The sequence below is a fragment of the Shewanella glacialimarina genome (assembly GCF_020511155.1).
GTDB lineage: Bacteria > Pseudomonadota > Gammaproteobacteria > Enterobacterales > Shewanellaceae > Shewanella > Shewanella glacialimarina.
Genome location: NZ_CP041216.1, coordinates 2231455 through 2243308, shown reverse-complemented (window position 1 = coordinate 2243308; position 11854 = coordinate 2231455). Strand labels below are relative to the sequence as shown.

At 38.2% G+C, this 11854-nt stretch carries 10 protein-coding genes; 6 read left to right on the top strand and 4 right to left on the bottom strand.

Going from position 1 to position 11854, the window contains the following annotated elements:
- Nucleotides 1-144: 144 nt before the first annotated feature.
- A complete protein-coding gene (eco, locus tag FJ709_RS09770; RefSeq protein ID WP_226409888.1) occupies nt 145-693 on the bottom strand; it encodes a serine protease inhibitor ecotin in 549 nt (182 codons plus the stop codon).
- A 240-nt stretch (nt 694-933) separates the two neighbouring features.
- Here eco and FJ709_RS09765 point away from each other — a divergent pair, with 240 nt between their 5' ends.
- Entirely contained in the window at nt 934-1965 is a 1032-nt protein-coding gene (locus FJ709_RS09765; RefSeq protein WP_226415923.1) for a GGDEF domain-containing protein, read from the top strand.
- 7 nt (nt 1966-1972) lie between these two features.
- Here the strand turns inward: FJ709_RS09765 and FJ709_RS09760 are convergent, their stop codons facing one another.
- Entirely contained in the window at nt 1973-3058 is a 1086-nt protein-coding gene (locus tag FJ709_RS09760; RefSeq protein WP_226409887.1) for a GGDEF domain-containing protein, read from the bottom strand.
- A 292-nt stretch (nt 3059-3350) separates the two neighbouring features.
- Here FJ709_RS09760 and FJ709_RS09755 point away from each other — a divergent pair, with 292 nt between their 5' ends.
- The 3 genes from FJ709_RS09755 (at nt 3351) to FJ709_RS09745 (ending at nt 7532) form a co-directional block, all read left to right on the top strand.
- Nucleotides 3351-4991: a GGDEF domain-containing protein gene (locus FJ709_RS09755; RefSeq protein ID WP_226409886.1), complete on the top strand. Its 1641-nt coding sequence runs from the start codon at nt 3351-3353 to the stop codon at nt 4989-4991.
- Nucleotides 4992-5224: 233 nt separating this feature from the next.
- Nucleotides 5225-5881: a glutathione S-transferase gene (locus FJ709_RS09750; RefSeq protein ID WP_226409885.1), complete on the top strand. Its 657-nt coding sequence runs from the start codon at nt 5225-5227 to the stop codon at nt 5879-5881.
- Between the two features lie 238 nt (nt 5882-6119).
- Entirely contained in the window at nt 6120-7532 is a 1413-nt protein-coding gene (locus FJ709_RS09745) for a LysM peptidoglycan-binding domain-containing protein (RefSeq protein ID WP_226409884.1), read from the top strand.
- A 135-nt stretch (nt 7533-7667) separates the two neighbouring features.
- Here the strand turns inward: FJ709_RS09745 and FJ709_RS09740 are convergent, their stop codons facing one another.
- Nucleotides 7668-8111, bottom strand: a complete 444-nt coding sequence (locus tag FJ709_RS09740; RefSeq protein WP_226409883.1) for a SirB2 family protein — start codon at nt 8109-8111, stop codon at nt 7668-7670.
- Between the two features lie 412 nt (nt 8112-8523).
- Here FJ709_RS09740 and FJ709_RS09735 point away from each other — a divergent pair, with 412 nt between their 5' ends.
- Nucleotides 8524-10263 (top strand): DUF885 domain-containing protein, encoded by a 1740-nt coding sequence (locus FJ709_RS09735; protein WP_226409882.1) that lies wholly within the window; start codon nt 8524-8526, stop codon nt 10261-10263.
- A gap of 175 nt (nt 10264-10438) precedes the next feature.
- Here the strand turns inward: FJ709_RS09735 and FJ709_RS09730 are convergent, their stop codons facing one another.
- Nucleotides 10439-11191 carry a phosphatase gene (locus FJ709_RS09730; RefSeq protein WP_264177980.1) on the bottom strand — a complete coding sequence of 251 codons (753 nt, stop codon included), beginning with the start codon at nt 11189-11191 and terminating at the stop codon, nt 10439-10441.
- 241 nt (nt 11192-11432) lie between these two features.
- On the opposite strand from FJ709_RS09730, the gene FJ709_RS09725 reads away from it, so the two are divergent.
- The gene (locus FJ709_RS09725) at nt 11433-11852 is read left to right on the top strand and encodes a LexA family protein (protein ID WP_226409880.1); all 420 of its coding nucleotides are present in this window, start codon (nt 11433-11435) and stop codon (nt 11850-11852) included.
- Nucleotides 11853-11854 lie beyond the last annotated feature (2 nt).

Below are 11854 nucleotides of genomic sequence, written 5' to 3'. Positions count from 1 at the left end.
TCTTAATGCTCGGCTATTATATCCAATGTGAGCGAATATCTGTTAATGAGTACATAGCAACGAGTACACGTTAATACAAACTAGTATCGCCAAAAATTACAACAACCGAGCTTGATTCTTATTTAAATACAATATATTACAGAGTTAGTTGCCACTAAAGCTAAAAGCTGTTTCAGCGCGCCAAATGCGATATCTTAGCTGTGCATCGTGTGGTAAGTAGTATATTTTGGGTAAACGGCTATCATAATTCTCTTTTATACTTTCTCCTAACATCACAAACTGAGTCGTTTTAGGCTCAGTGCACATCATCATGGTACTTGGGCCAGTCATTATTTTATCTACCTGAAAGTAATTATATCCCCAGCCTTCAACCGTTTTTGGCACAATTTCACCCATAAGTTTATGTCGATTACAATCGACTAACTTATTCTGACCAATCTGGATTTCAAGCATATACTGGTCTTCATTTGATAACGTAGGCAGTGTTATAACATGCTGTTTCATATTGTCATCAGGCTTAGGAAACATCTTAATTTGCTCTGAAGATACATAATCACTTGCGGTATACACATCCGTTTTAGCTGACAGAGTATTTAGTTGCTCTTGATAAACGGGACTTGTCGCCATCACATTAGCTGAGATTGACAGACTAGTTGATAAAAGTACAACTGATAATGGTAATACATAATTCATAAAAACCTCTTTGACGTCAAAATATTTACCTAACATATAATTGTAAACGCACAGAGATAACAAAAGCGTTAAAAATAAAATTAAATTTAATCTTTAACTTTATAATATAAATAACAGATGCGACCAGTAACAAATTAACACCTATTTACACGTAAACAATTGTTTTTCTATAACAAGTGTGACATAACATTATTATAGTCATTAACACCAGTCATAATGTCATTAGGATAGTCGTAGATGATGCAGCATAACCAAAATATAGAGCAAACAGCAGATATTCTTAGACTCGCCGTACCTAAAATGACAGCTCTTAACATTCCCGTGACCCCAGAAAATTATGCAATTTGGTATGAGTATTTTGCCGAATCGAATCTTAATTTAAAAAGAGCTATTGATGGCTTAATTGCCAATGGAGTCGTGTTTACTCCCAGCGTTACCTCGGGTCTCTATAATCGTTTCATTGAGGAACGTAGCCCTGAAATCATTGAAAATGTTCAGATTGAAACGCATATTCTAATTAAAAGTTTATTTAATAAAATTGATCAAATGACCGAAGGTACAGCCTCATTTGGTGAGAATTTATCCGGGTTTAGTGAGCAACTACAACAAAACCCATCGTCAGAAATGTTGGCCGATTTAGTACTCAATATTGTGGCAGAAGTAGAGCAGGTTGTTGCTGATAATAATAGAATGAAATCTGATCTTGTGACACTTGGTGATGAACTGCTTAACTTAAAAGGTGAAATGGAAAATTTAAGTAAGGTGGCAATGACAGATGAGTTAACCTCATTAAATAATCGTCGTGCTTATGAAGTTTTTGCATTAGAGCAACTCACCTCTTTTCAAGAAACGCAAACTGGCTGCTGCTTATTACTGATCGATATCGATAATTTTAAAGCCTTTAATGATACATATGGCCATTTGATAGGTGACAAGGTGCTAGCTTATGTCGCTTTAGCCTTGAAAAATGCTGTTAAAGGTGAAGATTTCGTTGCTCGTTATGGCGGTGAAGAATTCATTATCATGTTGCCAGACACCAAAATAAGTGATGCCGTGATTGTCGCCGAGAAATTAAGAACTCGAGTATCTGCTAAACAGCTAACAATTGGTAAAGAGACTAAACAAAATCTTGGTCACGTTACTGTATCTATAGGTATTTCAAACTTCAAAACGGGTGATGATGCCGATACCTTACTTGCACGTGCGGATAAACAGCTTTACCTGGCAAAATCTGATGGTAGAAACTGCGTTAAATACTACATACAGGATTAATACTTGTTTAATATTTCGGTACTGGAATTGAGCGATTACGGCCTAATCTTTTTGCTTCATAGAGATGCTTGTCGGCGTAATTAATTAACTGATCTATGGTTAACTGAGAATGGTATTCTTCTATACCAATACTAATTGTTACGCTGATATCTTCCTCGTCCAGACTAAAAAGGTGTTGTGATACTGCACAACGAACCCTTTCTGCAACATCAAAAGCCTTTATTTTATCAGTATCGGTCAATATAAAAAGAAACTCTTCTCCGCCCCATCGTGCGACATAATCGAAATCTCTTAAGTTATTATTAAATACCTTTCCAATATCAACTAATAGCTTATCCCCCGCATTGTGACCATACTTATCATTAACCTGCTTAAAATAATCGATGTCGCATAATAATACCGAAAAAGGCGCTGAAACGTCTGCAGCACTGATGTATTGATTTAATATGCCTTGAGCATTTCTGCGATTATGTAAACCGGTCAGCTCATCAAAATGAGCAAGATGATGTAACTTAGCGTTAAGAACTAACGCATTGTTATACAATTCATTTCTAGAAAATTCATACAGGACGGATAAAAAACTGATGGTTAAAAATGAATACAATAGCCTAAGTTTAAACTCGGTAGGGTAAACCGCGTGGGTATAAATATTTTGTGGCCAAAACATAATCAAACAACTGATTACGATAAAAATAAAAATATTGATTAAGCCACGCTTGAAACCATGAATATACAATGACACCGGAGGAACAATAAAAATCCACAGCGGTCCAGTTAAGGCAACTCCGCCCGAGTAAACTAAGTAAAACATCAATACATAAAGTGAATAAATAACAATGTACGAACTTAACTTAACATGTTTTTTTTGTTTAACAAGGTAGTAAGCTGCAGCGTAAATGACACTAGATAGGCCTAAGGCTAGAAATAATATAAAATTATTATCGTTAATAGCAAAGAGCGCCATGGCAAAGGTAATTGACATGCCAACTAGGGAGAATAAAGCAATAACACGAGTTTGCTGTAACTCGCCAAAGCTTTCTAGTTTACTACTTGAATTATCTATGGATATTATCCTTTTTTGATTAGACATCATCAATTAAATAATAACACCGTAATTGATATACGCAAGGTATCTACTTACAACACCATCAATTGACTCCTGTCTGTTTATGCTAACAATAGAGCATATGATTTAGTCTCATGTCAGGTTAGCCCCTAATGCAGATAATAATTGTGTTCACTTGCTTATAATTTACATTAAAATAGAGGCTTACGAGATGTTTTTTGCAATTTTTTTGGGCGCTGGGGTAATGTTTTTTGTTCATAGTTTATTATAAAGTCATGTAATTACATTTTCAGCTTTTCACAAAGAGGGATCCTTTATTATGAGGCACCGGATTCTGCTATTTTATATTAGTTTATTTCTGACCATTTCCCTCATCTCATTTGCTGGAAATGCAGTTAGCTTACCCTCTGGCAAGCTAACTCAATTAGATCAATCTATTTGGCGGATCATTGAACCGCAGCGGCTCAAGGATAATACAGAGCAATTAAATCAAATTTATCTTGAATCATCAAAACCAGTGAGCTCGTTACTTGGACACAGTGGTGGCGCGTTAGCTAGGTTACCTATTGCTGTAGGTAATGCGGGTGTTTGGTACGTGTTGCCAGTGGCAAACTTTGTTGATGAAGGCAGGGCTTACTGGCAAGATGGCTCTGGTCAAATAACTCAGATTGCAGATTTTTCTCAGGTTAATAATCAACCACCAGCCATTATCATGCATGGTCAATCATTCAAATTATCCTTTAATGAACCAACATCGGGTGTGTTATGGATTTATCTAAATGCAGCGCATTATCCAACACCTGTCCATTTAACGATAGTGGCAGAAGCGCAATTTATACCGCAAAGGTTTGTTGTTAATTCACTAACCGTCGGGGCGATCGCCGTAATGCTAGCTCTAGCTATGATGGCACTGATCCTTTTTTTAAAAACCAGACATAAGGTAGCCTTATTCTGTTTTGGTTATATTGGTTTACATGCAGTTGGTTGGGCATTAGCGGCTGGCTTTATTCAAAGTATGTACCCAATGTTAACGTTTAATACTACCTATGGCGGCATGTATGTTTTTCCATTCGCAATAGGATGTGCCAGCTACTTTGCCTTTTATTTATTCAATTTTGATAAATCAAATATACCCCACTTCCCGCTACTGGTTAAGTATGCCAATTTTGCATTTTGCGCGGGTGTCATTATGTGGTTTTTATCCTTTACTTGGGTATTTTATACTTCACATTTATTAGCAGCCCTGTGGATTGGGTTAAGCTTATTTGTTGGTTACCGTATGCTATCTAAAAATGATTTTAGAGCTAAATACTTCTTAGTCGGTAATATTTTGTATAGCTTGTCGCTGATTTTTTATATGCTTTCACATTTCGCAATCATCAACAGCAGCTCACCTGAACTAGTGGTATTAATTGCGTTAACCCTAGACTGTGTGTGTATTTTGTTATCTTTATCTGAATGGTTAAGGTTAAAACAACAAGAATTTCAAAAAGTCATGTATCAATCGCGGTTTGATGCGTTGACCAAAGTGGGTAATCGATTGTTATTAAATGATCAACTTGAGAATCTGGAAACTAACTATCTGGTGGTCTTCATTGATTGTGATGGTATAAAAAAGCTAAATGATACATTAGGCCATGCAGAAGGGGATATTTTTCTCACTTATGTTGCAGAATTAATGACACAAGAATTAGCAGGTAAAGGCCAAGTGTTTAGAACTGGCGGCGATGAGTTCATTTGGTTATGTGAATTTGATAAAAGCAATCAAATAGACGCACTGAAATTGGACACAAAACAATTGCTGGATAAAATCAATAAACGGGTGGTTAAGCGTTGGCCGCAGTCAGGTATTAGTTATGGTATTGCATGTAATTCAGAAGCCAATTCTGTATATCATTGTTTATCTTTAGCTGACAGTCGAATGTATGAATTTAAGGCTAAGCATAAGGCTCATGCTTAACCGGCTAGTACCTTATTAGCTTGGTAGTGAGCACAGCCACAAAGCTAATCTGCTATTCATTATTTTCAATCTTTGTTTTTATATTGTCAGATATATAGCGGTTTATAACAGATAATGAGAGATGCTAATTTTTTATAGAATCTTTAATGTGACAGCTATCAAGAGCATCAGAGTTAAGTTAGCAATGTGATATAATGTATTTTCTTTAAATGGATTACTGATGAAATATTTTCATGTCACTACCTATTATTTATTCTTTAAGAAATTGTCCCTACGCGATACGCGCTAGATTAGCTATATATGCCTCTGGTCAGCAGGTTCATTTGCGCGATTTAGTATTAAGTGACAAACCTACTGAAATGCTTGCTGTATCGCCTAAAGGCACTGTGCCTGTATTGGTGACACTTGATAACGCGGTGATTGATGAAAGTTTATCGATTATGCAGTGGGCATTTTCGCAAACCGATCCCAATGACTACCTCCACAAATCAGCACCCAATGCTTTAGCTGAAATGCTAGTTATGATTGAAAGGTTTGATACTGAGTTTAAAGGACATTTAGAGCAATATCGCTGTTCTAAACGTTATCATGAGACTTCACTTATTCAAGATAGACAAAAGTGTGAACCTTATCTCGTAGACCTTGAAATGCGGCTCTGCCAGCACCAATATTTAATGTCAGATAAACCAAGTCTGGTAGATTTAGCATTAATGCCGTTTGTTCGTCAGTTTGCCAGGGTAGAGCGGCAATGGTATTTGCAGTCTCCTTATCCAAAGCTGCGACAGTGGCTCAATGGTTATTTACAAAGCAAAATGTTTACCAAGGTAATGACTCAGCAGCGAATGTGGTTAGACTTAAAAGAAGACGTTGTTTTTGGCAACCGAGTTTAGGTAAATCTGCGATAGAGGAGTAATACTTAATTAACGCAATCTTGTTTTCTATTATCAACGCCTCTCTATAAGACGGATTTATTCAGTATTCATCTGTTGTTGATATCGTTTAGACAGATGAGGCTGTTAAACATATGGCTAGAAAAATGAAACTCAATTACAATGCCAGACTTTTTGTTTAAAAATTTTGCGATCGAATCACATAAATATCGACGCCATTGCCAAGGACGATCTTTAATTGAGAACATCAATTTTTGTTATTGCTACAGGTTTTATCCTGTTAAGTGGATGCCAAACCGTGACGGTTAAAGATGTCGAAACAGAAAAAATCTCTCGTAATCTTAATAATACAACATCATCAAAAGTGCCTAAGTCTTTAGTCCGTCGCCCATATCAAGATAGTGGTGATGTGTGGGAACGTATCCGCTTTTCGATGGATATCCCTATTCCAGATGAACAGTTAGTTAATCAATATCGACAATGGTATATCAATAATCCACAGCATCTAGAACGTATTTCACAACGTGCGAAACCATTTTTATATTTAATTGTTGAAGAATTTAACGATAGAGATTTACCCATAGAACTGGCTTTATTACCTATGGTTGAAAGCTCTTTTAATCCACTTGCTTATTCCAGCGCCGATGCATCAGGTTTATGGCAGTTTACTTCTCCCATGGCCAGTCATTTCGGATTAGAAATGAATTGGTGGTATGACGGCAGAAGAGATGTGCCCGCAGCCACAACTGCAGCATTAGATATGTTGGAATACTTGTATAAAAAAACTGACAACTGGTTGTACGCATTAGCAGCATACAATGCGGGTGAAGGGCGATTACGAGAGGCTATTAGATACAATGAAGCCAGAGGCTTAAGTACCGACTTTTGGTCTTTACCTTTACCCAAAGAAACCAGGCAATACGTACCGCAATTACTGGCAATTGCAGATGTCATAAAACATTCCGAGCACTATGGCATTAACCTTCAATCAATTCCTAATAAACCGCTCGTTGAAGTGATTGATGTCGGTAGTCAAATTGATATCGCTGTAGCAGCAGACCTGGCGAATATACCCATTACTCGACTGCAAAAGTTAAACCCGGGGTTTAACCGCTGGGCAACATCACCCGATGGACCACATCAATTGGTTGTGCCAGTCAGTAAAGTAAACCAGTTTAAAAAAGCGCTTGAAGACACCGACATTAGTGAAAGAGTTAAATGGTTTAAATATCAGATAAAAGCAGGTGACAATATAAGTTCTATTGCTAAACGTCATCAAATCAGCGTCTCTAAAATTCAAGAAATGAATGACATCAGTGGCGATAAAATTATCGCAGGCCAAATACTTTTCATGCCACATTTAACGTCGCAAGTAATACTCGATGTAGAACTGGCCGCCGCGAAATCAGCTCAAGTTTCATCTAATAAACCCACAATGGAAAATACAGTTCGAACACCTAAAGATGAAACCGCCGTTAACGGTAACCACACAGTTCAGTATGGCGATACACTTTGGAGCATCGCCAGAGTATATAAAGTCAGTGTCGAGCAGATCACTCGCTGGAATAATATGACCGATAAAGACAGGTTAAGTGTGGGTAAGACATTAATGTTTTATCATCAGCCATATAGAAAACAACAAACTCAATGACCTTCGGGTAACACCTATCGTTAGGTAAAAAGCTCCCATGTCAAAATGGCCAGGTTGCTCTAAAGATCTGTTTTAGGATGACTAATATTGATGAGCTGCACCACTCGTTGTGCAGCTCCTTGTTATAGCACAGACCTAAGCAATAGTTGTTAGTATCGACTGGCTTAAATCAAAATAAACATTGGCATTTTCAACAATACCTTTTGATTTAAGATGATCAGCAAACCCTAATCGTGCACTCATCACCAGCCAAAATATGGCACTCAGTAAACCCACTACACGCCACAAGGTTGACTTTGCCCACTTAAGAGCCAAAGTAATAGACATTATATATAAGACAAAGCCGCCTAATTTAGAAGAGGCCCAGCCGTTTACAAATGGATATAAGTTTAGTGGGTTGACCACAACAAGGTAGATAAAACTACAGATAAATAGCGTGTACAAAACATGTGGACCGACCTTAAGCAGTTTGTTATTTACCTTGTCTGAACCTCTCATCGTTAGCACAAAATTGATGATGAAAAATAGAAACGTCAGTGCAATTATTGTCAGATGGGCGTGTTTAACTATCATATACATGGTGTTATTCCCTAAAAAGTGATGTTGATTAAAACTGATGTTATCAATTTATCATTTAACGCAAAGATACCTTAACGATCAAAAATATGACGTTCGATATGCATGTTAACATTCAGTTCTTTATTCAATATTAATAGTGCATTTTCATTTCATATTAAAAGTGTTCTATCACGCAAAAATCTATGTACCTATATCTACCCTTGGTGATTAAGTGTATTGATGAAAAGTGCATCAAACTTGCGATAAAGCAAGCAAATTGAGATGACGTGCCACTCGGCTTACAATTCAGTATTGATAACGATTCGTTACAGAATAGCTAACTGGGTGTTTATCTATTGGTGCTGAAATTCAGTTATAGTAATCGCCTAAAATAATAAGCCGAAATAAAGGCCAAATAAAAAGGATTTAGTCGATGTCAGGCAAAAAACCCACCACAATTATCCCATTGCTGATGTTAATTCCAATGACTGCTTCTGCGAGTACTTGGGTTGATGTGAGTAATCAATACACCAATAAACAGATCCAGATAACCAGCCAGTTTCAACCCGAAATGGCCAGCTCAATAGGTATTTCAGAAGCCGACAATCTGTGTAGCAGTATTACCAAAGCACAACAAGATAAGTACATTAAAACGCTTAATAACAGTAAGAAAACCTTACTAAAAGCACTGGAAACAGAAACTCTGTTACCTGTTCGCCAAGATCTTAATATTATTATCGACGATATTGACCAGACCATTTTGGCAGACCAGTTAGATGATAAGTACATGTTACCTTGGGTTGATGTCCCATTAATTATTTTTAGAGGGGTATCGGCATTATTGGATCAGCAAATGGCTGACAGCCGCAAACAAGCCGCTATAACGCGTTTGGCTTGTTATGTCGGTAAAACCGGTCAACCCGCATTAACTGAGCAAGCAAAAACCTTGTTTGAAACCGCGTTAAACAATAAAGCATTACTCGGCCCAACTAAAGAAGAAGTAGAACAAGCATTAGCCAGAACCGACACCTTACTGCAAGGTTTACAGCAATTATTTGATAAAAATGACTTCAGTCAAGCCGACGATAATTTAGCGCTGTTAAAAAAACAAATTACAGATTACCGTCAATGGGCTGAAAAAACGGTTATTCCTCATGCGCGCACTGACTATAAATTGCCCTCTGAAATTTATGCGTTAAAACTTAAAAGCGCAGGAATTGATATAGACCCAAACTTGCTCATTGAACGTGCTAAAGCAAGTTACATGATCACCAAAGCGAACATGCAAGCTTTGGCTCCGTTAGTGGCAGCAAAGTTTGATATGCCATCGAGTGATTATCGCGATGTGATTAAAGCGCTTAAAAATGACTCATTAGCCAACGATAAAATTGAAAACCACTATCGCGAAATTAACACTAAACTTGAAGGCATTATTACTGCGCAAGCTGTTGTCGACTTACCAAAACGTAATATGATTATGCGTCTTGCCAGCGATGCAGAGGCTGCGGGCAGCCCAGCACCGCATATGTTGCCACCCCCGTTTATTGGTAACACTGGCGAGCAAGGTCAATTTGTACTGACAACCGGCAACCCGGCATTAAGTGGCGATGCCGCTTATGATGACTTTAACTTTAACGCGGTTGCGTACACATTAAGTGCTCACGAAGGCCGACCTGGGCATGAACTGCAATTTGCCGTCATGTTAGAGCAAGGTGTGTCATTGGCTCGAGTGTATTATGCGTTTAATAGCGTCAACGTAGAAGGTTGGGCACTTTATGCTGAAGCTGAAATGCTGCCTTATTTACCCATTGAAGGCCAACTCATCGCCTTGCAACATCGCCTATTACGTAACGCCCGTGCCATGTTAGACCCGATGCTAAATTTAGGGTTAACCACCAAAGAGCAAGCTTACAATTTATTAAGCAATGATGTGGTGTTCTCAAAAGCCGCAGTAAAACAAGAAGTAGACCGTTATACCATGCGTATGCCCGGACAGGCGGGCAGCTACTTTTATGGTTTATCAAGGTTACTTGAAATAAGAGCCGATGTTGAATTGGCCCTGGGTGACAAATTTGACCGTTTAGCCTTTAATAACTTCGTGCTAGAACAAGGCTTAATTCCACCACACTTAATGGCTGAAGCAGTTAAACAACGTTTTTTAACCCAAAACTAATCTATTACGCGAGCTATACTGTCAGCGATAAGCTCAGCGACAAATTGATGATAAAAATCCCATTTAAAGAGCACTTTAATGGGATTTTTATTCAATATTCAATTCATTACTCGCGCCCAATAAACGCCATAACACTCACCACATACGCAGACTAAAGCTGATGTAGTGACTCATTTTATGGCGAATCGATTAACTCCGCGTATTCATCTAAATTGGTGTGGCCTCTTGCCGTTAAAAATGACAGTAATGCTTCAGGGCTGCGATTTAATAATCGCTCGATTGGAAAATCCACTGCATCAATAACTTCAATGCACTTTTCAAAGCCGCCCAAGCTAAATGCAACGTGAGAGTCCGATCCCATCACTAATAATCCGCCAGCGTGTTTCACTGCACTCGCAATATCAGTGCAGTTAGCTAAACTGCCTTTACGAGAGGTTAAGAAAGACGAGTTATTAATTTCAAGCGCGACATTGTGCTCAGCGGCGGCTTTCGCAACCCTTTTGATATCAATCGGATATGACGGATTTCCGGGGTGGGTAATGATGTCAACGTGGCCACTTTCAATGCAATTGATAAGTGCTTGTGTATGCGCTTCTTGGCTAGATGGTGGGAATACCGGCTCATGAAAACCCGCCAAGACAATATCGAGATCGGTTAAATAGCTGCCGTAAAAATCAATTTCACCTAGATCATTTTTTATATTCGCTTCAATACCGCGCAGCATACCAACACCATCCACAATTCTTGGCAATACTCGCATATTCACAAAATGCCAAAAGTGGGGCGCATCTGCCATATCAGGCCCATGATCGGTAATAGCAAAAAGTTTAATGCCTTTGGTTTTGGCTATCGAAAAATACTCATGAACAGTACTGTATGCGTGGGTTGAAGCTATGGTGTGTGCGTGGGTATCAACAGAGAATTTAATCACGGATCTGGCTCTCTTTATCAAAAACATAAACAAACAGTTTACGCTGTAAAGCCTCTATTCTCTATGAAATATGCGCGGTTTAGACCAGTCATAAATCGCCTCCGACTTAAATTCCCTTGTTGATCGGTCTTGCCCTAAAGCTAAAAAATTGGGTGATGATTTTTTGATTTTAATTAAAAACTGGCAATAATCCTTCAATATAATACAATAACTGTATATTTATACAGTGGTGTTTGTTATGCGCATTATTCCTATTCATGCCAGTGCGGGGATTACCGGTTTTGAAAGTCCTGCATCTGAGTATTTACAGTTATCGTTAAGCCTAGATGAACTATTGATTGAACATCCTAATGCCACTTTTATTGGTGTCGCAAGTGGTGACTCAATGCAGGGCGTCGGTATTTTTTATGGCGACCTATTGATTGTTGATCGCCATGAAACCGCCCGTCATGGTGATGTGATTGTTGCCAATTTTAATGGTGAGTTTGTGTGTAAAATTCTGGATAAAAACCGCAGGTTATTATTATCATCTAATGAGTTATATCAGCCGCAAGCGATAAACTATTATGATTCATTCAATATTGAAGGCGTGGTGATTCGCTCTATTCGTTGTCATCGCCAAAGCCCTTTACTGGCCAGCTCGCCCCAGGTGAGTTAACC

What these genes read in the sequence shown, in the direction of transcription:
- FJ709_RS09750 (WP_226409885.1), top strand. Translation starts at nt 5,225, where the DNA reads ATGTCACTACCTATTATTTATTCTTTAAGAAATTGTCCCTACGCGATA.
- FJ709_RS09740 (WP_226409883.1), bottom strand. Translation starts at nt 8,111, where the DNA reads ATGTATATGATAGTTAAACACGCCCATCTGACAATAATTGCACTGACG.
- FJ709_RS09765 (WP_226415923.1), top strand. Translation starts at nt 934, where the DNA reads ATGCAGCATAACCAAAATATAGAGCAAACAGCAGATATTCTTAGACTC.
- eco (WP_226409888.1), bottom strand. Translation starts at nt 693, where the DNA reads ATGAATTATGTATTACCATTATCAGTTGTACTTTTATCAACTAGTCTG.
- FJ709_RS09735 (WP_226409882.1), top strand. Translation starts at nt 8,524, where the DNA reads ATGTCAGGCAAAAAACCCACCACAATTATCCCATTGCTGATGTTAATT.
- FJ709_RS09725 (WP_226409880.1), top strand. Translation starts at nt 11,433, where the DNA reads ATGCGCATTATTCCTATTCATGCCAGTGCGGGGATTACCGGTTTTGAA.
- FJ709_RS09760 (WP_226409887.1), bottom strand. Translation starts at nt 3,058, where the DNA reads ATGATGTCTAATCAAAAAAGGATAATATCCATAGATAATTCAAGTAGT.
- FJ709_RS09755 (WP_226409886.1), top strand. Translation starts at nt 3,351, where the DNA reads ATGAGGCACCGGATTCTGCTATTTTATATTAGTTTATTTCTGACCATT.